This is a genomic window from Prevotella sp. AM34-19LB (assembly GCF_003468525.1).
GTDB lineage: Bacteria > Bacteroidota > Bacteroidia > Bacteroidales > Bacteroidaceae > Prevotella.
On the sequence record NZ_QSIG01000009.1, the window covers coordinates 59461 to 84770 of the forward strand.

Genomic DNA, 25310 nt, shown 5'->3' on the forward strand with positions numbered 1-25310 from the left:
TTAAAGATTAAACTTGACACCGAAGTTCACACGCTTCATTGTAGGGTAAGCACCTACGGCTCCACCGTTACTAGAGAAGTTTGACTCTCGGTCGTCTGGCATTCGGGTCCAGAGCCAGAGGTTGTTACCACTTACGTAAACCTTGAGGTTATTCAAACCGAGCTTCTTGATCCAACCACCGTTCCAAGTATAGGCTATCTCTACGTTCTTCAGGCGAATGTATGATCCGTCGCAAAGATACTGAGTACCATAATAAGCCGCATTAGACATTGGTTTGGAGTTGAAGCGTGGAGTGATGACATCGCAGTTGTTGTGATTGTCGCTCCACCAGGTTCCCTGGTCATAAACATTGGCAAGCATTGGATCTACCAAACTGATCATGGTTACGTCACGGGTTACATTGGTTACACCATAGAACTGAGCGAAGCAGCTGAAGCCCTTGTACTCATAACCGATTGTTGCATTGTAGGAGTTCTGTGGAGTACCGGTATAACCGTAAGGAACTCTATCGTTCACATTATCCACCTTACCGTCGCCATTGAAATCGACGATGTAGTAGTCACCAGGAAGACGCTGGCCATCGTTGGAATCCATCTTCGGAGAACCATAGACATCATCATAGTTCTGAAGGATGCCCTTATCTAAATAGGTGTAGGTCTGGTTAATGGCATGACCTGCTGCCTTGCGATAAGATGGGAGCAACGCTGCATCATCCTTGATCTTCACCTCGTTCACGGCGTGGGTCATACTGAAGTTTGCCCAGAGACGCATCTTGTTGGCAAAAACCTTGTTGAACTTCACTTCCAACTCATAACCGCTGGTAGTTACTTTACCCAAGTTGGCTGTAGGAGCAGTCTGACCGAAGTAAGAAGGAATGGAACGATCTAAACCACTAACCAGAATGTCTGAACGAGTATCATGGAAGAAATCCACAGCACCAGTAATCAAACCACCCAAAAATCCATAGTCAAGACCGAAGTTTACCTTCTTCACTTTCTCCCAATGTACGTTAGGGTTACCTACTGCTGACTCACGATACCATGTATAAATAGACTCCTTATCACTGGAAGTCGTACCCAACTGAGTCTTGCCGCCATATGCCCACTGAGTCATATAGAGGAAGCGGTCTCCTACGTTATCATCACCGATTTCACCATAAGATGCACGGAGTTTCATCATATCCACAATCTTGTGCTCACGAAGATACTTCATGAATGGCTCTTCGGAGATCATCCAACCAAGGGCACCAGAGCTGAAGAATGCGAAACGATTGTCTGGAGAGAACTTCTCTGAACCGTTGTAAGCACCATTATACTCGAAGAAGTAACGGGAATTCCAATCATAAGTGGTACGGAATACCCAGTCTTCACGATAAGAAGGAATCATGTAACCTGTTGCATATTCCTGGCGACCGAAAAGTCCCATGGCGCTTACGCTGTGCTTGCCAAAACTGCGAGCCCAGTTGAGCTGAGCCTGATAGTTCAGGTTGCGCTGTGTAAGCTTATTGTTAACCTCACCACCATTCACGGTCCACTGGTTTCCCATAGCATAATCGAACTTATCGTATGCCTCGTATGGCTTCTTGTAAGAAACAGCTCCTGTATGAGGATCAATCCACTTTAGCTGAGGATCATGGTTCATATCATTAATACCACGATTCTTCTCTACAAAAGTATTGTCCCACGAAATCATACCTCGTGCAGAAAGTCCCTTGGTAATGAAATCAAGTTTCTGTTCCAACACGAAATCAGTAGTGATGCGAGTAGTAGTAGAAGTCATTGTACCACCCAAAGAAACCTGCTGGGCAGAGTTGGTTACATTAGTAGATCCTGGCAAAAATCCCCAAGAGCCATCGCTATACTTAGGCAAGAAAGCATCTGGAGAAATATTATATGCACCAGCCCATTGCTGGCTGACCTGCCAATCGCTATAACCATCAGAACTATTTACCCAAGGAGCCTTGCGCTGACCGTTGGAACCGGCAAGGTTCATCTTGAACACGGTGGTCTTTGTGATGTTGAAGTCGAGATTAGAACGAACATTCACACGATTGTAGTCATAACCTGAACTATAGTTACGACCATTGCCGAAATCCTTATAAAGGTCACCCTCGCTCACGAAATCCACACCTGCAAAGTACTTCACAAACTTGGTACCACCCGATACATTCACATTGGCATTGTATGACATGGTGTAATCCTTGAAGAGTACATCCTGCCAATCTACGTTCGGATAACGCTCACGCTGCTCCAGTGTAGTCTGGTTGCGATAGTTCTCGATGAAACTCATCGGTTCCATCTTGTCGAAACTGCCTGGAGAGATGTTCAACTCATGTTCGATAGCCTTGTTGCGGGCAATAAGCGCATCGTAAGAATCATATTTATCAGGCAACTTTGAAGGAATCTTCATTACAGCATTGGCAGTAACGCTAATCTGAGCCTTGCCTTCAGAACCACGCTTGGTGGTAATCAGGATGACACCATTCGCACCCTTCACACCATAAACGGCGGTGGCAGAAGCATCCTTCAATACAGAGATGGTAGCCACAGACTGCATATCAACACTTGACATTGGTCGTTCAATACCATCCACCAAAACGAGAGGAGAAGAGTTGTTCCAAGAAGAAGCACCACGAATCTGAATCTGAGGTTCCTCTTCACCAGGCATACCACTGGATGCAGTGGTAACAACACCCGGAAGGTTACCAGTCAGAGCTGCTCCGATATCACTGATACCCGCAGCACGCTCCAATGTTTTTCCTGTGTCTGGGTGATGGCACCTACGACAGATGCCTTCTTCTGCTGACCATAACCAACGACTACAACTTCGCCGATGGTGTTGTCGTCTTCAAGAGTAAGTTTGAACTCTCTCTTCGTACCAATCTTTACTTCCTTGGTCTTCATACCTACGTATGTAAATACGAGGATAGAATTCTCTGAAGGAACACTGATACTGAAATTACCATCTAAGTCGGTGACAGCACCGACACCGGCGTTTCCTTTCACTTTTACAGTGGCACCTATCAGAGGCTCACCTGTACCGTCAACAAGATTACCCTTGACCTGGATCTTCTGAGCCTGAGCATTCAGGCTGCAGAAAGCTCCCACCAAGCATAAGGCTGCTGTCCGTTTCATTGTTAACACTTGTTCAATCATGTTCTATTCATTTTTGATTTATGTTTTATAGTTTATGCATTCACATTTTTTATATGATTGTCTATTCACGGGTGCAAAGATACTTGTTTCATTTCAGATACACTTTGTCTTTTGTAACAGATACTTTGCCGTTAATAACAAACTTTGTAAGAACGAGTCTTTCCGCCCTTTAACAATTGTTTCACTACATAAATACCTTTTTCAGGTTTATTCACTTTTACACCTGTTATATTATAATAATAGGTGGCGATAACTTCTTCATCGTTCACATTCTGCTCAATTCCCGTATCCGTCTGTTTCATGTACCATTCCTTGTACCAGTTCATGCAGGCATAGCCGCAGCACTCTTCAAAGAGTTTGTGCTTCTTGGCATTCTGGAAGCCCGGAATCACCTTGCCTGTTTTCAGATACTCGTCTATGTCGTAATACTCCTGAGGATGGGTAAGGGTCATACCGATGTTGCCGTAATGGTCGTGCACTGCCTTCCATGCCAATCCCCATTTAGAGGTAGAAGCAGTTGCCCAGCTACCCAAGTTAGGTTGTGTCCACTGTCCCCACTCGTTATAGTGACCCTCGCTTGCCTTGTCTGGGTCTTCAGGACTCCAGTCTATCTCTGTTACCATGATTGGCTTCGACTCTACCATCGGAACCTGACTCTTGAAGTTACGGATAAAGGTATCGTGATTACAATTCTTATCAGTCATGTTGCCATACCATCCGGAATAAACATGCACGGCATAAGAGAAATTATCCTCGCTGTCTGTAATGGGATACTTGTCATAATTCTGATACTGGCTCTGATAACCAGCACCAGGTACCCAAATGATTCCCTTGAAACCTTGCTCACGAATCTCATCCAACACCGGCTGGAAGAAATCGCGCAACGCCATCTCTGAATCCTTACCATCAGAAAGATGAACTCTCACCGGCTCGTTGGCAAGTTCAATGGAGATCAATCCCGAATTCTGCTGAATATACTCATCGGCAGCAAAGGCCTTCCATACTGACTTGAGATAGCGGTTGTACTTATCGCCAACACTAATGTCTTGTGGACAGACTCCCGGTGGACGAACGATGACATAAAGCCCATGAGCAATGGCATCCTTAATTAATGGGATATAGAGTTTCTGGAGATAGAGGCGATAGCGCGCCATGTTGAAGGCAGAGATGTCTGCCTCGTTCTCTGCTTTCTTCGTTGGATCGTTAGTCCAGCAAGGATCCATGTGCAGACGGAACACGGTGCAGTAAGCCCCCTGCTCCTTGTCGGTGATGGCAGCAAACTGCTTGGAGAAATATTCCAAGCATGGCTGTATATCTGATTCAGAATAATCAGCCTTCCACTGTTGCCATCTCCAACCGTTGAAATATCGGTTGGGCGTATCCATTACTCCATGCAAGACTACGGTCTTACCATTGGCATCAACAAGATTCTTGCCCTCTACACGCAGTGCCGGCAATATTCCATCAACTTGCAGAGCTGTCTGGTTGCCAGCCGCATTCCCCACCAATGCAAACATCGCAAGAGCTAGGAAAGCTATAAAGTTCTTTCTGTTCATAATATATATTTTTAGATTTTATCACTTTTTCTGATTGTTATTTATTTATCATACCTAGAAGCAATCTTTAGTACCCTAAAAAGAGAATGGCGCGTATCCCTACGCACCATTCCTAGAAAACCAATTAATCATGATCCTTCAATCATAATATATTCATATTAAATTGAACTCAAATGCTATAAACCTATTTATAGAAAACTAGCAAAAGAATATTTAATAACCTAAAACCACCGTTTCATAACAAACTTAAACCTAAAACCAAAACAATTATTCATTATTTGATGGTGCAAAGGTATAAATAAATCCCCAAATAAGTTTTATCCTACGTAACCGATACTTCATAAAGAGTTTATGCGTGTAACATATACTTTGTGCCATATTACATCGTCCGAATATGAGGGTAAAAAAGAGTGTACTATGGTTACTTGCAACAAAAAAATTACCGATTTATTCTGATATTCCAACAAAAAAGTGTATTTTTGCAAACAGATAATAAAACTATAATATAAACAAAGCATGAAATCTTTAAACCAATTAATCATCACGCTGACGGTTTGTCTCTTCTCCATCCAGGCATGGGCACAAAGTGGTAAACTGTTTAATACTGATAATCAACTCTCAAGCAATCTTGCCACGCAGGTTTTTCAAGACAAGAGCGGATTCATCTGGATAGCCACCCGTAATGGCTTGAATACTTACGATGGTTACCATATCACCGTAATGAAGAAAGATATGTCCAATTTTTCAGGTCTTAAAAGCAACTATATCAATAGCATAGCACAAGACGATAAGGGACATATCTTATTGGGAACCAATAATTCTTTATTGGAATTTACAGGAAGCGAATTCCACAAAATTCCCATGCTCGACTCCAAAGGCGAAGAACTCGCCACCTACGTAAAGCAGGTATATCCCCTAAAGAATAAAGACGTAGCCGTGGCTACATCCGGTTATGGCATCATGATTAAGAAGAAAGATACCCAGGAATGCCATGCCATGAAGGGAGAGGTGGAAAAACTGAAATATATCCACAAACTCCTGGAAGATAAACGGGGCAGACTCTGGATAATCACCGAAGACGGAAAACTCTACCGCAAGGAAACAAACGGTAGAGTCACCGCCCACTTTGTCGGTACCGAAGGCGTGGACGCACAGGATATCCAGCAGGACGTCCTGGGCAACCTCTATCTCGCCAGCAAGAACCAGGGCGTACATCTGCTCAGGGCAGGAAGCAACGTCTTTACCCGAATCAGCAGCATCGGAAACCTGCCCATCGAAAACATCTATATCAGCCGCAATAACAAGCTCTATATCGGCTGCGACGGACTGGGCATCTATGTATATGACCCTCAGACCGGATTCCTGCAGGATAACCCTCTCTTCAGCCGACTGGTGAACCTGGCCAAGAGCAAGGTAACCAGCATCATAGAAGACAATCAGGGAAACATCTGGGTGAGCATGCTGCAAAAAGGCGTGTTCATGCAGAGCAATATACAAAACGACTTCAACTACATGGCTTCCGCCTGGGCAGCCGCAACGTGATTGGCGAAAACTGCGTTACCAGCCTCAGCATCAACCAGGGCAACCAGGTGTGGGTGGGTACCGACAAGGATGGTCTATACCTATTTAATATAGCAACCCGCAGCGTAGAGGGGCATTTCCTGAACCAGCACACCGTGCTCACCCTCTGTAAGGACGAGCAGGGCAGAACCTGGGTGGGAACCTATACCGACGGTCTGGGCTATATGGATGCAGCCGGAAGCTTCCACCCTGTTGATTTGGGCATCAGCAAGTCGGTGGGCATCTTCGATATCAAGCAAGACCCACAGGGCAACATCTGGATAGCCACCATGGGCGAAGGTCTCTTCTGCCTGCAGAAAGACGGAAGCCGAAGGAACTACAAGGCTAAATATGGTGCAGATAACAACCTCAAGGCTAACAGCCTGCCCAACGATTACCTCATCAAGATGGCCTTATCAAAGGATGGCAACCACGTGTATATAGCCACCTCTGTGGGACTGGCGTGCCTCGACCGCAAGCGAAACAGCTGGGTTTCCACCTTCAAGGGCATCAACTGCCTGAACAAGAACAGTTTTTCGCACTGCGTGTTTGTAGATAGCAAAGACCACGTATGGTATGGCACCGAGGATGGAGCCTTCTGCTTCGACTTCAGAAAAGGAATAGAGCCTAAACATTATTCCACAGCCCAAGGACTCACCGACAACGGTGTGGCGAGTATCACAGAAGACAACAAGGGCAAAATATGGCTGGGTACAAACAGCGGACTCAACATGCTGAACCCCAAGGATGGCAGCATCATCAGGTTTTATACCGAAAGCGGACTGCAGAGCAACGAGTTCAGCGATGCTTCCGTATGCACCACCCAGGATAAGAAGGTGATTCTGATGGGTGGCTCTGGCGGAATCAACTGGTTCCAGGCCGACCGGGTAAAGCAGCACCCATGGCAGGCAAAGGTGGTTATCTCGGGCTTCGTGGTCAACAACAAGGCAGTGACCCCAGGCATGGAGTCGGGCAGCTATACCATCACGGACAGCTGGGTAACTGTGGCACGGGAGTTCAATCTCTCGCACGATGACAACACCTTCTCCCTGCAGCTCTCTACCCTCACCTATAATAATGTGGAGCAGATAAGATACGCCTACAGCATCAACGGCGATGCCTGGCGCACCGTGCCAGCCAGACAGAACGAACTTGCCTTCTCGCACATGGCTCCCGGCAGCTACAAATACCGCATCAAGGCCATCTGCAACGGCTACGAAACACCGGTGAAGGAGTTCACCATCATCGTTCACCCAGCCTGGTATGCCAGCATCTGGGCAAAGCTCTTCTATCTGCTGCTCCTCATAGCAGCCATCATGCTCTACCTGCGCCACCGCAAGCGCCAGATGGAAGACCAGCTCATCCTGCAGCAGCACATCCACGCCGAAGAGATGGGCGAGGCGAAGATCAAGTTCTTCATGAACATCAGTCACGAAATCCGTACGCCATTGACACTGATTATCACCCCATTGCTCTCCCTGATTAAGGAAGACAAAGAGCCTCACCGTCAAGGCATCTACGAGATTATCCGAAAGAACTCGGAACGTATTCTTCACCTCATCAACCAGATGATGGACCTCAGAAAGATTGACAAGGGACAGATGGTAATGCGTATGTGCAAAACCGATATGGTTTCGTTCATCAATGAAGAATACGACCTTTTCAAGCAGCAAGCCATTGCCAAGAGCATCGACTTCGAATACCAGCATGACTGCGGAGAGCTTCCAGTATGGATAGACCGCAACAACTTCGACAAGGTGATAATTAACACCCTCTCGAATGCCTTCAAGTTTACCCCTACGGCAGGCCACATCCTCCTCTCGCTCACCCACACCGACCACCATGCCTACATCAGCATCAAGGACAGCGGCATAGGCATCCCGAAGGACAAGCTGGAAACCATCTTCCAGCGCTTCTACCAGACCCCTGCCGACCCTAGCGACCGCAACTTCGGTACGGGCATCGGTCTTGACCTGACCCGTTCGCTCGTAGAACTGCACTACGGCACCATCTCTGCCCGCAACAACGAGGGCGTGAAGGGAAGCAAGTTTGAGCACGGAAGCGAGTTCATCATCCGCATTCCATTGGGCAAGGATCATCTCAAACCAGAAGAGATCATCGAGGAAGAAGAGATGAAGAAAGAGCAGAATAATGAACTTGCTGAAGCAGAACAGGAAGAACAGCTGGCAGAAAACAATGACCAACCAGCCGAAACCATGAACAATTCCGATACTACCCCAGTCTCTGCCAAGGGAGCCAAGGCAGAAATCGTGATTGTGGAAGACGAAGAGGATATTCAGGAATACCTGAAAGCACAGCTCTCCAGCGACTTCAAGATTCGCACATACCCTAACGGAAAGGTGGCGCTGAACGAGATTCTGAAGAATAAGCCAGACCTTGTCATCAGCGACATCATGATGCCGGAAATGGACGGAACCACCCTCTGCGCCAAGCTGAAATCAAACATCAACACCAACGATGTGCCTATCATCCTGCTCACAGCCAAGAGCCGTGAGGAAGACCAGCTGGAAGGATTGCAGACCGGTGCCGACGCCTACATCCTGAAGCCGTTCAACATGGACATTCTGCACCGCAACATCATCAACCTGCTCACCGTGCGCCGCACTTTGCGCAATAAGTTTACGGGCAATGAAAGCCAGAATCACCAGGTAGAACAGATAGAAATGCAGACACCTGACAATTCCCTGATGCAACGGGTGATGGAGGTTATCAACGAAAACATCAACGATTCCGACCTGAGTGTGGATATGATAGCACAGAAGGTAGGCATCAGTCGTGTACACCTGCACCGCAAGATGAAGGAGCTGACCAATCAGACGCCACACAGCTTCATCCGCAACATCCGACTGCAGCAGGCAGCCAAATTGCTCAAGGATGGCAAGCAAAGCATCACTGAAGTGATGTACGCTTGCGGTTTCTCCAATTCCGCAAGTTTCAGCACCATGTTCAAGAACCTCTATGGCTGTTCTCCTAGAGAATACATGCAGAATGCCATGAAGAAATAAAGATGATACACAATAGAAAAAAGAATATGTAACAAAAACAAAGCTTTATGAAACTTTGAAAAAAGTCTTGGTTACATTTCACAATGAAAGATTGCAAATAAAGCCGTAACTTTGCAGCGGAAAAACCAGTATGGATTCTCATACCTGGCTTTCCGCTGCATTTTTTTATCTTATTGTATAATCTTTAAAAATCAACTATCATAATGAAGAAATTAGCAATCTTATCGCTTTCGCTGATGCTTGCTGCAGGAGCGCAGGCACAGACAGCAGACTTCGACTACTTCAAGTATGCCGGCAATGATGCCCGATTCAATGTCCAGATAGACAAGACGCATCAGTACTACAACCCAATATTGGCAGGATTCTATCCCGACCCATCTCTCTGCCGCGTAGGTGACACCTATTATCTGGTGAATTCCTCCTTCACCTTCTTCCCAGGTGTACCTCTTTCTACCAGCAAGGATTTGGTAAACTGGACTCCAGCCGGGCATGTGCTCACCCGCCAATCGCAGGTGCCTCTGAAGGGCCAGCATGTATCAGGCGGTATCTTCGCACCAGCCATCAGCTATAACAAGAAGAACAAGACCTTCTATATGATTACCACCAACGTGGGTGCCGGAAACTTCTTCGTCAAGTCCAAGGACCCATCCAAGGGCTGGAGCGAACCTATCTATCTGAAGAAGATTGACGGCATTGACCCTAGCTTCTTCTTCGATGACAACGGAAAGGGCTACATTGTACACAACGGTCCGGTAGTTGGTGGTGCCGACTATGAGGGTCAGCGTGCTATCCGCTGCTTCGAATTCGACGTAAAGGGCGACAGCATCAAGGGCGACTTCAAGGAGATTCTCCGTGGCGGAACCCATGTAGAGGCTCGTCCTATCTGGATTGAAGGTCCTCATCTCTTCAAGAAGGGCAAGTTCTATTATCTGATGTGTGCAGAAGGTGGTACAGGCGGCTGGCACAGCGAGGTAATTCTCCGCGCCAAGAACCCAATGGGTCCTTGGGAGGAATGCCCAAACAACCCTATCCTTACCCAGCGTACCGGACTCGATCCTAACCGCAAGGACCCTGTATCCAGTGCTGGTCATGCAGACATTGTAGAAGATGGAAAGGGTAACTGGTGGGCTGTATTCCTGGCTTGCCGTCCATACGAAGAAGATATGTATAATACAGGTCGCGACACCTATCTTCTGCCGGTAACATGGAAGAATGGCTGGCCAGAGATTCTTACCAAGAATACTCCTATCTCTACCATTGGAGAGAAGACTGGCTTGAAACCAACTGAAAAGAATGAGTTCTCAGGAAACTTCTCTTACGTGGATAATTTTGATACAGCAAACAATGGTGCAGGTTTGAAGGATCTGAATCCTCGGTGGATGTTCCTCCGCGACTTCGTGGATTGCTATAAGGTAGAAAACGGCAAATTGAAGTTCAATCTCTTGCCGGGCAATATCTACAAGCGTGAACCGATGTCTGCCATCTGGGCTCGCCAGCAGCACGGAACCTTCACTGCCGAGACAGAGATTAACTTCACTCCCCGCAACGACAAGGAGATAGCAGGTTTGGCACTTCTCCAGAAGGAAGACCACAACTTCGTACTGGGCAAGACCATGAAGAAGGACAAGCTGATGATTACCCTGACCCGTGCAGAGAAGAACAACGCCACTATCGCCTCAGCTCCTATCAAGGCAGGCAAACTGAAGCTGAAGATTGAAGGTCATGATAGATATTACGATTTCTATTATGCAGAGGAAGGCGGCGACTGGCAGCTGCTCGCCAAAGGTGTGGATGCCAGCAACCTGAGCACCCAGAAGAGCGGTGGTTTCATCGGTGCCTGCATCGGACTCTATGCCTCTTCCAACAAGGAATAACAGATATCATGATATGATATAATAAATACAAAAAGACTCCCCGAGCTTTTCGGGGAGTCTTTTTGTATTTTGTTTTTGTATAAGTTTTATTTATTCTTCACAATATCCAATGTCATTTTGCCAACCCAGATGGCGCCCTTGCCATTCTGATCTACAGGCACCTGCTTGCCATCAAGATCTGTTCTGTACTTCAGCGTCTGGAAGAGGCTGTGGCTGTGACCTCCCAATACCAGGTCGATATGACGGGAAGCAGCAATCACCTCGGTATCATCCGTGCCCTCTATATTCCAGCCCAGATGAGAGATGCAGATGATGACATCACACTTCTCCTTCTTCTTCAGGATCTCTGTCATCTCGTTCGCCTTCTGGATAGGATCCAGGTACTGGATGCAACCGTAATTCTTCTCACTCACCAAGCCGGCAAGCTGCGGAGCCAGTCCGAAGACGCCAATCTTGAGTCCCTTGCGATGCAATATCACGTATGGCTTCACAATATCCGCCAGCTCAGTGCCGGTGAAATCGTAGTTGGCACAAACGATCGGGAACTTTGCCATCTTGAAGAGACGCACCATACTGTCCATGCCGTAATCGAACTCATGGTTTCCGATGGTGGCTGCATCATACTTCATCTCGTTCATCAATCCCACTTCTACATCCCCCTTGAAGAGCGAATAGTAAGGAGATCCCTGAGAGAAATCGCCACTGTCGAAGAGCAGAAGATCAGGATTCAGACTGCGCTCCTGCTTGATCATTGCCACACGGCGGAGGTAGCCTCCACGGTTTGCTATGGCTGTATCTGCGAGATTCGGATTGTAAGGCATCACGCAGGAGTGGGTATCGTTGGTATGGAGCACAACGAGCTGCTTCACTACCTTTGGAGCCTTCTGCGCCTTTGCCTCCTTCTTAACCTTTGAATCCTTCAGGACTTCAGCCTGTACTGTTGCCGGCTGCAGCGTGAATGATGCCAGCGCCAGCGCTATATATAATAATGTATGTTTCATTTCTGTACTTATTTAGTTAGTCTATCTGCTTGCCGGGGGTTACAAATCCACGGAAAGCTTCGTTCTCCCTATTCTACTACGCAGCGGCCTTCTACTCTTGACTCCACTACCTTGCCCTGAGCCTTCATTTCACGGAAATAGTCCATGATGATGTAGCGCACATTGTTCTCCTTCGACTTAGGAGCCACCACATCGGTCCCGCTCTTGAAGGCTACAAGCTGGTCGTTGCCCTCGGCAAGGTAATCGAGGGTGGCTATGCGATAGCTCTTGGCTGGATCGACAGGTTCGCCGTTCAGGGTTACGCTCTTCAGTTTGCGGTCGCGGGTGATAACCATTCTTACAGCATGGCTCATTCCCTCGCCGCCACGGTGGGCTATCTGCTGGAAGAGTTCAAGCACCTTCTCGCCGGTAAGCGTGAGGAAACAGATCTTGTTCTCGAAAGGAGCCACCTCGCTCACATCGCCAACGTTGATATCGCCCTTGGCAAAGTCGGCACGGATGCCACCCATGTTATACACCGAGAAGACTGGCTGCTCATTAAACTGTCTGCCACCCCATACCAGGATATCACAAAGCAGGTTACTCAACTCACTCTCAGGTCGATGGCGGGTCATATCATGAGCAACAGATCCCACTACAGGTCCCATGATGCTATCCACCTTATGCTGATAAGGGGCGATGAACTTCGCAGCCTCAGCATCCGGCTGGGCATCCCATTTCCGGTCTATCAAAATACGGGTTCTCTCCACCTTTGCCACCTTGAATTTCTGGGCAAAGGCTGGACTTGCCATCAGCATCAGAGCCATAGAGGCAAGCATCATCTGCATACTATTCTTTTTCTTCATACCTTTTCTGTTTTTCAGGGTACAAAGATACAAAATAAATCTGTGAAATCCGTGAAATCTGTGGGAAAAGACGTTGACAAGAAAGAAAAATAGTTAAATCTGCGAGAAAAAAGAGAAGAAACCCACTGAAAATTTGCGAGATACGAGAAAAAGTAGTAACTTTGCACCCGCTTTTCGGCGTAACCGCTGTTGTCTGGGCAGAAGTGTTGCTCGGCCATGTTGCGTTGGAACGACAAACAATTTTTAATTTTATACAAAAAATGGATTTGATTAAAGTTGCTGAAGAAGCATTTGCAACCGGCAAGAAGTTCCCTGAGTTCAAGGCAGGTGACACTATCACAGTCGCTTACAAAATCGTCGAGGGTACTAAGGAGCGTATCCAGCTCTATCGTGGTGTAGTTATCAAGATCTCTGGTCATGGTGACAAGAAGCGTTTCACCGTTCGTAAGATGTCAGGTACTGTAGGTGTAGAGCGTATCTTCCCTATCGAGTCACCAGCTATCGATTCTATCGAGGTGAACAAGCACGGTAAGGTACGTCGCGCTAAGTTGTACTACTTGCGTAAGCTCACAGGTAAGAAGGCTCGTATCGCTGAGAAGAAGACCATCGCTAAGAGCGCTGAGTAATTTTCTTAGTTACCTATTAAAAATTAGAATCAGAAAAAGGGCATCCGATCTCACGATTGGATGCCCTTTCTGCATTTCCGACTACCCGATATCTTTTGAATAACTCATCACACCAGACGAGCGGATGAGATAGAGTCAAAACCTTATTCTCCGGCGCTGTAGTTGGTCAGTCCGTCATCGGTACCGTGCAATGCGCCCTGCAGATCAGCCCAGCTCTGGAATCCGGCAAGCAATGCCAGACGGTTGAGTGTCTGCTGTGAAGGTTTCTCCTTTCCTTTCATTATTTCCCATACCTTGTGCAGCAACTTGTTGTTTCTATGCTTCTCTTCGTGCTGCAGGTGTTCCCTGCCTAGCTTCTTCTCCAAAGCTACAGCGAGGATTTTCAAATCATTTTTCATTGTGATTATCCTTCCTCAAATTCTCAATTCCTTTAATTTCTCAAATTTTCATTTTTCATTCCTAACTGCGGGCAAAAGTACACAATATTTTTGAAACGGAGTCATGTTTGGGAGATTATTTTTGAATTTCGCACGAAAAAAATGGTTTTCTCATATTTTTTTTGTAATTTTGCAACCAAATTCTAAATACATTTCTTAATTAAGATGAAAGAATTAGCACTTAAGTACGGATGCAATCCGAATCAGAAGCCTTCTCGCATCTATATGGATGACGGAAGGGAACTGCCTATCGAAGTTATCAACGGCCGTCCTGGCTACATCAACTTCCTGGATGCTTTCAACTCTTGGCAATTGGTCAAGGAACTGAAGGCAGCTACAGGAATGCCTGCTGCCGCTAGTTTCAAACATGTTTCTCCTGCTGGTGCTGCCATCGGCCTGCCTCTGAGCGACACTCTGAAGAAGATCTACTTCTGCGATGACGTGGATTTCGAGCTTTCTCCTCTGGCTTGCGCTTATGTTCGTGCTCGCGGTGCCGACCGTATGTGTTCTTACGGCGATTTCGTGGCACTCAGCGATGTCTGCGACGAGGCTACAGCCCTCCTCATCAAGCGTGAGGTGAGCGATGGCGTGATTGCTCCAGGCTTTACCCCTGAGGCTATCAAGGTGTTGAAGGAGAAGCGCAAGGGTACCTACTGCGTAATCCAGATTGATCCAGACTACGTGCCAGCTCCTATCGAGCACAAGCAGGTATTCGGTGTTACCTTCGAACAGGGCCGCAACGAGGTAAAACTCGATGATCCTGCTCTCTTCGAGGACATCCCTACCAAGAACAAGACATTCACTCCAGAGGCTAAACGCGACCTGATTATCTCGCTCATCACCCTGAAATATACTCAGAGTAACTCTGTATGCTACGTGAAGGATGGTCAGGCTATCGGTATCGGTGCCGGTCAGCAGAGCCGTATCCACTGTACCCGTCTGGCTGGTTCCAAGGCTGATGAGTGGTGGCTGCGCCAGTGCCCTAAGGTGATGAACCTGCCGTTCAAGGAGAAGATTCGCCGTGCCGACCGTGACAATACCATCAACGTCTATATTTCTGACGAGTGGGAGGATGTATTGCAGGATGGCGTATGGGAGCAGTTCTTTACAGAGAAGCCTGAGCCACTGACCCGCGAGGAGAAGAAGGCTTGGATTGCCCAGAACAAGGGTGTATCTGTAGGTAGCGACGCTTTCTTCCCATTCGGCGACAACATCGAGCGTGCTCACAAGAGTGGTGTAGAATATATAGCAGAAGCAGGCGGTAGCATCCGTGACGATAATGTTATCGATACATGCGATAAGTACGGCATCGCCATGGCGTTTACTCACGTTCGCCTCTTCCATCATTAATTTATAATATAATAAGGTATGAGTGATATTGACGATATTATCATGGGTGGCATGGTTTTCAAGGGCGGCGGTGGTCCGAAGAAGGACGACGACGACAAGGTGAAGACCAAGGCCAAGAAGAAGAAGTACATCACGGGTGCTCACGGAAGCGGCTCTGCCCGTCAGAAGGCAAAGTATCGCCAACAGAGAGCCAACCGTAAATCGCAGAAGAAGAAGTAATTCTTTTCTCCAGAGTAAAGATGATTGATGAATCTTCTAAGAAAAGATGACCAATGCATCTTCTGAGAATAAAAAGGAAATCCCCATCGACAGGAGCAATCCAGGCGATGGGGATTTTTTCGTATTTCAGACATCAGTCTTCATTGAGCCTGATACTCTGCCAGGTGGAAACCAGGTTGCCCGATACGGCTACAGTTGGTGTCTGACTCTTCTCATTCACCACCACCGACTTCTGCGCCACATTCGTCTTCACATAGTCGAAGAGAGTGCCATAGGTAACTTTTCCCTTGCTCTCCTGCAGTTTCTTCAGGAGGAAATAGGTAAAGAGTCCGTGCTTCTTTTCCTTGTAGGGATAAGCGGTCTCGCTGCCCTGGGCTGCCGTCATCACGAGCATGTTGCCCTTCGGAGCCTCAGCCTTTGCCTTGAGCGCTACCCCTCGGGCAGAAGCCAGCATGCCCTCGCCTCGCTTGCTGCCGCTGAAGCAGGCATCCATCAGCACCGTAACGCAGGCTGCGTTCAAACCGTTGAGTTCAGAATACAGCCTGCTCATACTGTAACCCGTTGCCGGAATATTACTCTTGCCATCTACGGGCAGAAGATAGGAAGTGCCGTTACTCTCGTCGGGCATTCCATGTCCGGCATAATAGAAGATGAATCTAGCCTCAGCCCCATAGGCCTTGGCGATGTTCTGCATCCAGTTGATTTCCGCCAGCATATTGTTGAGGGTGGCATCCTTGCGGACATGCAGGTTGCTTTCCGGAATGCCGAGCAGCTTGACGCAGTATTCCCTGAAAGCCATACCGTCGTTGAGGGCAAACTCCACGTTCACTTCCTCCTGGTAATTCTCGTTGGCGATGATCACGGCAAAGGTCTTCTCCTGCTTTACCTTCGAAACAGGAATATTCAGATCCACATCCGATTTCAGATAGCTTGCCAGCGTATTCATACCTTCGTGGGCTCCCGCTGCCTGCACCGTCTTCCGGGTAGCAACAACCTGATGCTCATCCCTTACAAATTCCTGGGCACAGGTGGAGTCGGTTCTCATTACCTTTACAAGTCCTTTCTTGCCCACAGAGATTCTCTGCGAGTTGACAGGTAGCGAGAACCAACATCCTGCTGCCATCATCACCATCATCATGATATTCTTCCATTTCATACACTAGCGGTTTTGATGTTTACACCTTTTTTTATATATATAGAGTTTGATAGATTTTCCTTAAATTTCCTCTAACTTTCTACTTACTTCCCTTAACTTCCTTCTAACTTCAACTAACTTCCCATTTACCAGTCGTCCGAGAATCCGTCGGAAGAATCGGCGAGAAGCGCCTCTTTCAGAATATCGATGATGGAGTTCTGGAAAGCCGAAGCCATCACGAAAGCCTTGCTCGATGCCAGCTTATGTTTGTCCTTTTCTACATAAGGATAACAGGAACTGATGTTCCACACCTCATCCTTGCTCTCCACCTGATCATCATCCGCCTCGCCGGTAGCAGCCGCAGCCAGCACACTGGCGATGGCACTTGTCCATCCGCCGCCCGATTTCACGGTCACTTCGTAGCTATCCATATAGACACTCACCCTTGCCTTCTCCTCCTTCACATCCACACGGATATACGGCATCATATCCACCTGATAATGGTTGACTCCGGCATTCTGTCGGGCGATGTTCTCGATATAAGCCTGGGTGATGATCAGTCCCTGTTCGGCATTCTGCTCTCGGATCACACCGTGGGTATCCTTACTTTTGAATGCACGGTTGAACCATTCGATGGCTTTCTTGAAGATTTCAGCCTTCGACTGACCAGTACACGCGATGACCTCCTGATAGTGCAGGCGGTTCTTGTTGTCCAGGGCTACTTCCTTGCTTAGGTTTCCTGCAGCCTCTGTCCAGTTATCGCCATACTTATCCTTGGCGTATCTCTCTATCTGTTCGGCTGTAAAGACCTGAGCACTTGCCGTAAGGGCAAGCACGCAGAGAACGAGTGCAATAAGATATTTCTTCATATTATCATTTATATTTTAAGTGATGCTGCAAAGATAGCATTTTTAAAAATACAAACCCGTTCAGATGATAAAAACCTATGATGCAATGCGTAAAAACTTGCAGTTGGCGGCTTTTGATCATCCAAACGGGTGGAATTTTTCGATTAACAGGAGTAATTTTCGCTATTTCTAGTTCTTCACGCTCTTCACGCCTTTGCCCTTGGTAAGATGCAGGGTGGCTGCCTTGAGATTGTGATTACTGTGGTCGAAGACGATGGCTGGGTCCAGACGGCGACCACCGAATGACATTTCGAAATGGAGATGCTCAGTGGTGGCGCGCCCCGTGCGTCCGGTCAGTCCAATCACCTGTCCTGCCTTCACCTTATCGCCCTTCTTCACAAAGTTCTTGCTCTGATGACTGTAGAGCGTCTCCAGTCCATAGGCATGCTTGATGCGGATGCAATTGCCGTATCCGTAATATGGACCCGATGCCACTACCTCACCATCAAAGGCTGCCACGATTTCATCATTCGCCTTGGTCTTCAGATCTACTCCCGAATGGCGACGCTTGCCGCCGTAGGGACTGATCACCTTGGCATCCGGTAACGGATAGGCCCACGCCTTCTCCTCTATCTTCTCCAGATCCAGACGGAAGGTATTGGTGATGGTAAACGGATCGCTTACCTCATCAGGATCCAGGGTCATCGCTTCCCTGCCCTTGCCCAGTCCACCGGAGTTTCTCGATACGGAGGAGTCCTTGCCGCCAATCACCTTGATGCCGATGCGGTTGCCCTCCTTTCGGAACTGCACGGTCTGTCGGCGGAGCTTATGACTCTTCAGCTCAATGATGGTCTCCGGATTGATACGTGCGCCGTTCACCATGATGGAGAAATCGCAATAGGTCTCTCCATCTCGGGTGCCCACGATGGCAATGGTCTGTCCGGCATCTATCGACTGTCCCACCTTCACCAGGTTCTCGGCATTGTTGGCATACACGGTTTCCAGACCGTTGTCATGGCGGATTACAATCACGTTGCCCATCGACTCGGTCTTGCGCGAAAGACGCACATAACCATCAAACATAGCCTTCACTGCATCGCCCTTTGCTGTAGAGATGCGCATCACACTGCTGCCATTGATAAGGCTAGCCTTGCCCACAGGAAGCGGGAATGAATATTCCTTGGCACGGAATATCTCAAAGTCAACATTGAAGGCTTGACTCTGGGCAAAGAGACCTGGCGTTGCGATGCTCACCTGCTGTTGCTCGGCGGCAGTAAACTCATTCTTGGCGGGCATGAAACTGCTCAGCGAAAGCATCAGCATTCCCGAGACGGCAGCCAGCCCGATTCTTCTTCTTAATCTTTTGTTTACAATCATTCTCTATTCATTTTAATACATATTTTACAACACAAAAACATCCATTTTTCCCTCTTCGTTCATAGAAAAGAGAAAAATGGATGTTATCTTGAAAACTTACTTCATCAGAATGCCGGTATAGATTCTGCCACTCTCGATGCCCAGCTTTCTTGCCGAGAAGAACTCGTCGCTATGGGCAAAGGTACAGATGCCGCAATCCTGGATATTCTCCTCAGCCACACCGCAATGCAGCAGGATCTGCTTGTTGCAGAGCGGCAGGTTGATGTGCCACTTCAGCGGCTGCACGATGTTTCCTTCTGCAGCCAGGCGCTCACGCTCGGCAACATCTACCGAAAAGGCGGCATTGGGGCGCTGCTCGGCTATCTCTTCCATCGGGAAGGCTGCCTGCTCGAAAGCCTCATACACCTCATCGCCTACCTCGAAATGCTCCAGGGAGATACCCGGACCAATCACAGCCTTCAGCTTCTTTGGCTCCGTATGATAGGCGAAAGCCATCTCCTGGATGGTCTTGTGGACGATGCGTGCCAGCGTGCCTCGCCATCCGGCATGGATGGTTGCCACAGCATGGTGCTCCTCGTCATAGAGCAGGATTGGGATGCAGTCGGCGGTGGAAACGCCTATACATACGCCCTTCTCATTGGTCATCACGGCATCTACGCCCTCGAGAATCATCTTGCGGATGTTCTCAGGCATTGAGAAATAATCTCCTGCCACCTGACGGACCTCTACTCCATGCACCTGATGCGGCAGGATGATGTGGTCGATGCTTATGCCCAGCTCATCCGCCAGCTTCCTGCGGTTCTCTGCCACGTGTTCGGCGCAGTCGCCGCAATAGTCATTGATATTGAATTCGCTGTAGTTGCCCAGGCTCACTCCTCCCTTTCGGGTGGTAGAGAAAGCTGTGACGCCCTCAGCGATATGATATTCCTTATTCATATTCGAAATCATCTAAGTCATCTACATCCTCGATTTCATCCTCATCGATATACTCCACGATGTCCTCGCCCTCAGCCTCGAGTTCCTGCTGGAAGCGGCTCATATCCTTGTCACGGTGAACGAGGGTATCTTCTGAAGTAATCTCCTGCAGCTTGTTGCTCTCTGAATTCAACTCCTTCCAGAGCACATCCTTGAGTTCCTGGATTCCCTGTCCGGTAACTGATGAGATGAATACCACCGGAAGATCGGTTGGCAGAGTCTCCTTCAGCATCTCGATGAGCTCCTCGTCCAGCAGGTCACACTTGGTGACGGCGAGCACGCGATGCTTGTCGAGCATCTCAGGATTGAAGTTCTTCAACTCGCCCAGCAGTACCTCGTATTCCTTCTTGATATCGTCGGTATCACCCGGAATCATAAAGAGGAGCAGAGAGTTGCGCTCGATGTGTCGCAGGAATCGCAGTCCCAAGCCCTTTCCTTCGCTCGCTCCCTCGATGATACCCGGGATATCAGCCATCACGAAACTCTGATGGTCGCGGTAATCCACGATACCCAGCGATGGCTCGAGGGTAGTAAACGGATAGTTGGCTATCTTTGGACGGGCACTGGATACGGCAGAGAGCAGGGTTGACTTTCCGGCATTAGGGAAACCCACAAGACCCACATCGGCAAGGAGCTTCAGCTCCATGATGATGGTCATCTCCTGCATCGGCTCACCTGGCTGCGCATAGCGTGGAGCCTGGTTGGTAGAGGTACGGAACTGGAAGTTGCCCAGTCCGCCGCGTCCGCCCTTCAGGAGCAGTACTTCCTGACCGTCGTAAGCCACGTCGCAGACGAACTTACCGGTTTCGGCATTATACACCACGGTACCGCAAGGCACATCGATATAGATGTCCTTACCATCAGTGCCGTGGCACTTGTCACGTCCTCCATTGCCACCATGCTCGGCGAAGAAGTGGCGCTGATACTTCAGATGCAGCAAGGTCCAGTAGTTGTGGTTGCCGCGAAGATAGATGCTTCCTCCACGTCCGCCATCGCCACCGTCAGGTCCACCATTCGGTTGGTACTTCACGTGGCGCAGGTGCATGGAGCCTTTACCACCCTTACCAGAGCGGCAGTTGATCTTTACATAATCTACGAAATTGGATTCAGCCATTGATTTTTCTTTTTAATTTGAACGTTGAATCTTCTTCTTTTGAACGGAAGATTCTTCTTTTTTTAATGAATAAATCTTCCCCGCAGCCTTGCGGGGAAGATTATTATATCTTGACTACAAGTTGTCGATTACATTGCAAACACGAGCGAAGATCTCATCTACTGTTCCGAGACCCTCGATGTGGTGGTGGATACCCTCCTTCTCATACCAGTCGATGAGAGGAGCAGTCTGTGTATGATATACGTTGAGACGCTTCTTGATAGTCTCCTCGTTGTCATCAGAACGGCCACTCAACTTACCGCGGTTGAGCAGACGAGCCATCAGCTCATCCTCTGGAACGGCGAGCTCGATCATGGCAGCGATCTTGTGACCACGCTCAGAGAGCATCTTCTTCAAAGCCTCAGCCTGTGGAGTGGTACGTGGGAAACCGTCGAAGATCACACCTGCGTGATCCTTGCCGAAGCTGTCATATACACTTGCGAGGATGTCGATCATCAACTCGTCTGGAATCAACTGACCATTGTCAATATAGCCCTTGGCAGTCTTGCCGAGCTCTGTACCATTCTTGATTTCGTTACGAAGAACGTCACCTGTTGAAATGTGACCGAGACCATACTTCTCGATCATCTTGTCGCTCTGTGTACCCTTACCAGCACCTGGAGCGCCGAAAATTACGATATTTTTCATTTTTACCTTAAATATATATAAATTGTTTTATGTTGTGTCTCCCACATGCTTTCACCCCCTATTCTTCTACAATCGTGTAGATGTCGCGGAGGTTTCTGCCTTCTTGGTCATAATCTAATCCATATCCTACGATGAAATCGTTAGGGATTTCCATTACGGCATAGTTGATATCCAGATCCACCTTCAGATTGCCCGGCTTCACGAGAAGCGAGCAGATCTCGATGCTGGCTGGATTCTTCTTCTTCAGATTCTCGATCATGTGAGCCATGGTAAAGCCGGAATCCACGATGTCCTCCACGATCACCACGTGGCGACCGGTAAGATCCTGGTTCAGACCCATCAGAGTCTTCATGCTGCCGGTAGAACTGGTGCCCTCGTAGGAAGCATACTTCACAAAAGAAATCTCGCTTGGTACCGTAATCATTCGCATCAGATCGGCAGCGAAGATAAACGAACCATTCAACACAGCCAGGAACACCGGAGTCTTATCCGCATAATCCTGGTTCAGACGGTCGGCAACGACCTGTACCTTCTTCAGAATATCTGCCTCTGGAATGGAGGTCTTGAAGGTCTTATCCTTGATTTTTACTATGCCCATAGTCTTGATGATATAATATTTTCTGCAAAATTACGAAAAAATCGTGAAACTTCATCCATTCATCGACTTTTTTTAGTACTTTTGCATTAAAATAATCAGATAATCGGACATAACATATATTAATATATGAAAATATTCACTAGTGCTCAGATACATGAGCTGGACAAATACACCATTGAGCATGAGCCTATCACATCGCTCAACCTGATGGAAAGGGCTGCCAAGGCGCTCACCCGTGCCATCGAGGAGGAATGGTCTAACAGAACGCCGGTCGTGGTTTTCGCCGGACCGGGAAACAATGGTGGTGATGCACTTGCCGTGGCGCGCCTTCTCAGCGAAGACGGCTATGCGGTGAGTGTATTCCTATTCAATGTGCACAACAAGCTTTCTGCCGACTGTGCCACCAACAAGAAACGACTCATCGAGGGTAAGCGCGTCAAGCAGTTTACCGAGGTCACCGTCAACTTCGACCCTCCTCAGCTCGAGGCGGGAATGCTCGTAGTGGATGGACTCTTCGGCAGCGGACTCAACAAGCCGCTGGCGGGCGGATTCGCAGCCATGGTGAAATACATCAACCAGAGTGCGGCAAAGATCGTGAGCATCGACCTGCCTTCCGGTCTGATGAGCGAGGATAACTCCTACAACATCAGCGCCAACATCATCCGTGCCGACCTCACCCTCACCCTGCAGCAGAAGAAGCTGTCGATGATGATGGCAGACAACCAGCAGTATCTGGGCAGAATCAAGGTGCTTGATATCCGACTCTCTCCTGAGTTCATCCAGCGCACCGAGAGCCGTTGCAGCATCCTCGAAGAGAAGGATATCCGCCAGCTCCTGAAGCCTCGCGGCGACTTCGCCCACAAGGGCAGCATGGGCACGGCGCTCCTCATCGCAGGCAGCTACGGCATGTCGGGCGCTTCGGTCCTTGCCACCAGAGCCTGCCTCAGAACGGGTGTGGGAAAGGTGATTACCCATACGCCTAAGAGAAACTATGAAATCATGCAGATTTCCGTGCCCGAGGCGGTACTGCAGATGGATACTGAGGAAACCATCTTCAGCGAACCAGTAGATACGGAAGATTACCACGCTATGGGCATCGGTCCGGGACTGGGAACCAGCGAGGCGACAGCCATCGCCCTGATTGCCCAACTCAGAAGATGCACCTGTCCAGTTGTGGTGGATGCCGATGCACTCAACATCCTTGCCAGTCACCGTGCCTGGATGCAGCAGTTGCCAAAGAACCACATCTTCACTCCACATCCTAGGGAGCTTGACCGTCTGGCTGGCATCACCAGCAGCAACTGCACCGAGCGCCTCTTCAAGGCATGCGAGCTTGCCGACCGTCTGCACGGCTACATTCTGCTGAAGGGACATTTCTCTGCCCTCTGTCATCCAGACGGTAAGGTAGAGTTCTGCTCTACGGGCAACAGCGGTATGGCTACTGCGGGCAGTGGCGATGTGCTTACAGGCATCATCACCGCTCTTCTGGCTCGCGGCTACAAGCAGGCAGATGCCGCCCGCATCGGTATGTACCTTCATGGTCTTGCCGGCGACCTCGCCATCAAGGACCTGGGCAAGGAAAGCCTCATCGCCAGCGATCTCATCAATTACCTGCCGAAGGCATTCCTCAGAATAGAAGAATAATATACTGAACTTTCGCATGTGGGGAAGTCAAGAGAAGTTAAGGAAGTTAGAAGGAAGTTAAGGGACAAATGTCCCACGTTTTACGCTAGAAGACTATTGTCCCTTAACTTCCCGAACGACCGTAGGGAATGATAACTTCTTTAACTTCTATCAATTCCCTCACTTGCGAAACTCTTCAACACCTCTACAATCCCGCTTCTACAACCTTTCTGGCTCCATAGAAGCGCTTTTCCAGCTCGCGTCGCAGATCATCCTTGCGGTCCATATTCAGCTTCTTGCGGATATGGCTGCGCTGGCTGGTGATGTTCGATTCACTCTTGTTCAGTTCGATGCAGATTTCCTTCAGCATCTTGCCTTCCAGTACCATCTGGCAGATCACTCGCTCGCTGTTGGTAAGGTCGGCACATACCAGATCCCAAGCCTTCTTGCTCAGTTCGTTGGTCTTCAACTGTTCTGCGGCACAGTCCAGGATATTCTGCTGCTGCTCCGGGCGCAGGCGACTCAACAGGTTCACCGCCATATCCTTCTCTTCATCCTTCAGGTCGGCAAGCATGTGCAGTGCCTTCCTCTCTTCTTCCCTCATCTGCTTGGGCTGTCTGAGTTCCTTGAACATGACTGGTTCCCAGTTATAGATCCATACATAGAGAATCATCAGGAAACCTACCAGAACTGCCTTGATGCTGAAGAGCAGCACGGAGATCTGCGTATGCGAGATGACTACCGCTACCACTGGCAGCAGAGCGACGGCAAAGCCGAGAGTGGTTCGGTTGAGCTGCTGGCTCTGGGCGGTAATGGCGAGTATAAACATGATAAAGATATTGCTCATCACGCTCAGGTTGTCCCGATCGCCTGATAGTGCAGACAAAGCATACTGTCAATCGCCAGCTTGACGAATACGAGGATATAGAGCAGGGAGATACCTGTCTTGAATACCACCTTGCGCTTCAGCACCACATACATCAGCAGCGCCAGTGCGAGGGTATGGCATATATTATAGAACATGCCCCCAGCCCGTCCGAGAACGGCCTCCCCCTTATTTAGTTATTATAACAATAGTTCGTTAATAATTCAATAATGTGCTAAGCAGCTATACGCTGTAAGCACGAGAGATCTTTGAAAATCTTGCTAATTAAAGTTCGGTTCGGGGTGTACCCGCTTGCTTTAAAAATTCGTTTCACCAGATAAATGTTGGTCATCAGTGACTTGAATGAAGACATAGAATATTCCATTCCCATCTCCTTCATAGTTACCTTGGCAACATTTAGTGATGTGAACGAAGCATT

General features: G+C 48.4%; 20 protein-coding genes and 1 pseudogene. 7 read left to right on the plus strand and 14 right to left on the minus strand.

Translation table 11 applies throughout. The features are described 5' to 3' along the window. Together DW830_RS04515 and DW830_RS04520 are read right to left on the minus strand one after the other, a co-directional pair. Positions 1 to 3155: pseudogene (locus DW830_RS04515) on the minus strand (SusC/RagA family TonB-linked outer membrane protein). 131 nt (positions 3156 to 3286) lie between these two features. Next, positions 3287 to 4711 (minus strand): cellulase family glycosylhydrolase, encoded by a 1425-nt coding sequence (locus DW830_RS04520; protein ID WP_119249046.1) that lies wholly within the window; start codon positions 4709 to 4711, stop codon positions 3287 to 3289. A gap of 516 nt (positions 4712 to 5227) precedes the next feature. On the opposite strand from DW830_RS04520, the gene DW830_RS04525 reads away from it, so the two are divergent. The 3 genes from DW830_RS04525 (at position 5228) to DW830_RS04535 (ending at position 11171) form a co-directional block, all read left to right on the plus strand. Continuing rightward, complete coding sequence (locus tag DW830_RS04525; RefSeq protein ID WP_119249047.1) at positions 5228 to 6253, plus strand: two-component regulator propeller domain-containing protein; 1026 nt, start codon at positions 5228 to 5230, stop codon at positions 6251 to 6253. Further along, positions 6250 to 9297, plus strand: a complete 3048-nt coding sequence (locus DW830_RS04530) for a response regulator (RefSeq protein WP_119249048.1) — start codon at positions 6250 to 6252, stop codon at positions 9295 to 9297. The genes DW830_RS04525 and DW830_RS04530 overlap by 4 nt, the downstream gene beginning before the upstream one ends. A gap of 203 nt (positions 9298 to 9500) precedes the next feature. Further along, complete coding sequence (locus DW830_RS04535; protein WP_119249049.1) at positions 9501 to 11171, plus strand: glycoside hydrolase family 43 protein; 1671 nt, start codon at positions 9501 to 9503, stop codon at positions 11169 to 11171. An 86-nt stretch (positions 11172 to 11257) separates the two neighbouring features. Here the strand turns inward: DW830_RS04535 and DW830_RS04540 are convergent, their stop codons facing one another. Together DW830_RS04540 and DW830_RS04545 are read right to left on the minus strand one after the other, a co-directional pair. Further along, positions 11258 to 12172, minus strand: coding sequence for a bifunctional metallophosphatase/5'-nucleotidase (locus tag DW830_RS04540; RefSeq protein WP_119249050.1), 915 nt, complete (start codon positions 12170 to 12172; stop codon positions 11258 to 11260). 68 nt (positions 12173 to 12240) lie between these two features. Beyond that, the gene (locus DW830_RS04545; RefSeq protein WP_199656057.1) at positions 12241 to 13017 is read right to left on the minus strand and encodes a 5'-nucleotidase; all 777 of its coding nucleotides are present in this window, start codon (positions 13015 to 13017) and stop codon (positions 12241 to 12243) included. Positions 13018 to 13277: 260 nt separating this feature from the next. Here DW830_RS04545 and rplS point away from each other — a divergent pair, with 260 nt between their 5' ends. Continuing rightward, positions 13278 to 13643, plus strand: coding sequence for a 50S ribosomal protein L19 (gene rplS, locus DW830_RS04550; protein WP_117663883.1), 366 nt, complete (start codon positions 13278 to 13280; stop codon positions 13641 to 13643). A gap of 143 nt (positions 13644 to 13786) precedes the next feature. On the opposite strand, the gene DW830_RS04555 is transcribed toward rplS, so the two are convergent. Next, positions 13787 to 14041 carry a hypothetical protein gene (locus tag DW830_RS04555; protein WP_089543884.1) on the minus strand — a complete coding sequence of 85 codons (255 nt, stop codon included), beginning with the start codon at positions 14039 to 14041 and terminating at the stop codon, positions 13787 to 13789. A gap of 204 nt (positions 14042 to 14245) precedes the next feature. Between DW830_RS04555 and DW830_RS04560 the strand changes: the two genes are divergently transcribed. Both DW830_RS04560 and DW830_RS04565 read left to right on the plus strand, forming a co-directional pair. Next, complete coding sequence (locus DW830_RS04560) at positions 14246 to 15430, plus strand: phosphoribosylaminoimidazolecarboxamide formyltransferase (protein WP_119249051.1); 1185 nt, start codon at positions 14246 to 14248, stop codon at positions 15428 to 15430. An 18-nt stretch (positions 15431 to 15448) separates the two neighbouring features. Further along, entirely contained in the window at positions 15449 to 15649 is a 201-nt protein-coding gene (locus DW830_RS04565; protein ID WP_006848784.1) for a hypothetical protein, read from the plus strand. A gap of 133 nt (positions 15650 to 15782) precedes the next feature. On the opposite strand, the gene DW830_RS04570 is transcribed toward DW830_RS04565, so the two are convergent. From DW830_RS04570 to hpt, 7 genes are all read right to left on the minus strand, one after another. Then, the gene (locus DW830_RS04570; RefSeq protein WP_119249052.1) at positions 15783 to 16805 is read right to left on the minus strand and encodes a caspase domain-containing protein; all 1023 of its coding nucleotides are present in this window, start codon (positions 16803 to 16805) and stop codon (positions 15783 to 15785) included. Positions 16806 to 16930: 125 nt separating this feature from the next. After that, on the minus strand, positions 16931 to 17653 hold the full coding sequence (locus tag DW830_RS04575; RefSeq protein ID WP_119249053.1) for a DUF4468 domain-containing protein: 723 nt from the start codon (positions 17651 to 17653) through the stop codon (positions 16931 to 16933). Between the two features lie 168 nt (positions 17654 to 17821). After that, positions 17822 to 19009, minus strand: a complete 1188-nt coding sequence (locus tag DW830_RS04580) for a M23 family metallopeptidase (protein ID WP_199656059.1) — start codon at positions 19007 to 19009, stop codon at positions 17822 to 17824. A gap of 96 nt (positions 19010 to 19105) precedes the next feature. Beyond that, the gene (pgeF, locus tag DW830_RS04585; RefSeq protein WP_119249055.1) at positions 19106 to 19945 is read right to left on the minus strand and encodes a peptidoglycan editing factor PgeF; all 840 of its coding nucleotides are present in this window, start codon (positions 19943 to 19945) and stop codon (positions 19106 to 19108) included. Next, positions 19938 to 21098, minus strand: a complete 1161-nt coding sequence (gene obgE / locus DW830_RS04590) for a GTPase ObgE (RefSeq protein ID WP_119249056.1) — start codon at positions 21096 to 21098, stop codon at positions 19938 to 19940. Before obgE ends, pgeF begins: the two co-directional genes overlap by 8 nt. A 114-nt stretch (positions 21099 to 21212) precedes the next feature. Next, positions 21213 to 21785 carry an adenylate kinase gene (locus tag DW830_RS04595; RefSeq protein ID WP_089543891.1) on the minus strand — a complete coding sequence of 191 codons (573 nt, stop codon included), beginning with the start codon at positions 21783 to 21785 and terminating at the stop codon, positions 21213 to 21215. A gap of 58 nt (positions 21786 to 21843) precedes the next feature. Then, a complete protein-coding gene (hpt, locus tag DW830_RS04600; RefSeq protein ID WP_119249057.1) occupies positions 21844 to 22383 on the minus strand; it encodes a hypoxanthine phosphoribosyltransferase in 540 nt (179 codons plus the stop codon). A 126-nt stretch (positions 22384 to 22509) separates the two neighbouring features. Here hpt and DW830_RS04605 point away from each other — a divergent pair, with 126 nt between their 5' ends. Further along, the gene (locus DW830_RS04605; protein ID WP_119249058.1) at positions 22510 to 24027 is read left to right on the plus strand and encodes an NAD(P)H-hydrate dehydratase; all 1518 of its coding nucleotides are present in this window, start codon (positions 22510 to 22512) and stop codon (positions 24025 to 24027) included. 184 nt (positions 24028 to 24211) lie between these two features. Here the strand turns inward: DW830_RS04605 and DW830_RS04610 are convergent, their stop codons facing one another. Then, the gene (locus DW830_RS04610) at positions 24212 to 24853 is read right to left on the minus strand and encodes a helix-turn-helix transcriptional regulator (RefSeq protein WP_147487209.1); all 642 of its coding nucleotides are present in this window, start codon (positions 24851 to 24853) and stop codon (positions 24212 to 24214) included. 5 nt (positions 24854 to 24858) lie between these two features. Then, positions 24859 to 25029, minus strand: a complete 171-nt coding sequence (locus DW830_RS15785; RefSeq protein WP_158573441.1) for a hypothetical protein — start codon at positions 25027 to 25029, stop codon at positions 24859 to 24861. Positions 25030 to 25310 lie beyond the last annotated feature (281 nt).

Bases quoted from the DNA above. Each gene is read 5' to 3' on its own strand.
- DW830_RS04520 (WP_119249046.1), bottom strand. From the start codon at position 4,711: ATGAACAGAAAGAACTTTATAGCTTTCCTAGCTCTTGCGATGTTTGCA.
- DW830_RS04525 (WP_119249047.1), top strand. From the start codon at position 5,228: ATGAAATCTTTAAACCAATTAATCATCACGCTGACGGTTTGTCTCTTC.
- DW830_RS04535 (WP_119249049.1), top strand. From the start codon at position 9,501: ATGAAGAAATTAGCAATCTTATCGCTTTCGCTGATGCTTGCTGCAGGA.
- DW830_RS04540 (WP_119249050.1), bottom strand. From the start codon at position 12,172: ATGAAACATACATTATTATATATAGCGCTGGCGCTGGCATCATTCACG.
- DW830_RS04545 (WP_199656057.1), bottom strand. From the start codon at position 13,017: ATGAAGAAAAAGAATAGTATGCAGATGATGCTTGCCTCTATGGCTCTG.
- rplS (WP_117663883.1), top strand. From the start codon at position 13,278: ATGGATTTGATTAAAGTTGCTGAAGAAGCATTTGCAACCGGCAAGAAG.
- DW830_RS04555 (WP_089543884.1), bottom strand. From the start codon at position 14,041: ATGAAAAATGATTTGAAAATCCTCGCTGTAGCTTTGGAGAAGAAGCTA.
- DW830_RS04560 (WP_119249051.1), top strand. From the start codon at position 14,246: ATGAAAGAATTAGCACTTAAGTACGGATGCAATCCGAATCAGAAGCCT.
- DW830_RS04565 (WP_006848784.1), top strand. From the start codon at position 15,449: ATGAGTGATATTGACGATATTATCATGGGTGGCATGGTTTTCAAGGGC.
- DW830_RS04570 (WP_119249052.1), bottom strand. From the start codon at position 16,805: ATGAAATGGAAGAATATCATGATGATGGTGATGATGGCAGCAGGATGT.
- DW830_RS04575 (WP_119249053.1), bottom strand. From the start codon at position 17,653: ATGAAGAAATATCTTATTGCACTCGTTCTCTGCGTGCTTGCCCTTACG.
- DW830_RS04580 (WP_199656059.1), bottom strand. From the start codon at position 19,009: ATGATTGTAAACAAAAGATTAAGAAGAAGAATCGGGCTGGCTGCCGTC.
- pgeF (WP_119249055.1), bottom strand. From the start codon at position 19,945: ATGAATAAGGAATATCATATCGCTGAGGGCGTCACAGCTTTCTCTACC.
- obgE (WP_119249056.1), bottom strand. From the start codon at position 21,098: ATGGCTGAATCCAATTTCGTAGATTATGTAAAGATCAACTGCCGCTCT.
- DW830_RS04595 (WP_089543891.1), bottom strand. From the start codon at position 21,785: ATGAAAAATATCGTAATTTTCGGCGCTCCAGGTGCTGGTAAGGGTACA.
- hpt (WP_119249057.1), bottom strand. From the start codon at position 22,383: ATGGGCATAGTAAAAATCAAGGATAAGACCTTCAAGACCTCCATTCCA.
- DW830_RS04605 (WP_119249058.1), top strand. From the start codon at position 22,510: ATGAAAATATTCACTAGTGCTCAGATACATGAGCTGGACAAATACACC.
- DW830_RS04610 (WP_147487209.1), bottom strand. From the start codon at position 24,853: ATGAGCAATATCTTTATCATGTTTATACTCGCCATTACCGCCCAGAGC.
- DW830_RS15785 (WP_158573441.1), bottom strand. From the start codon at position 25,029: ATGTTCTATAATATATGCCATACCCTCGCACTGGCGCTGCTGATGTAT.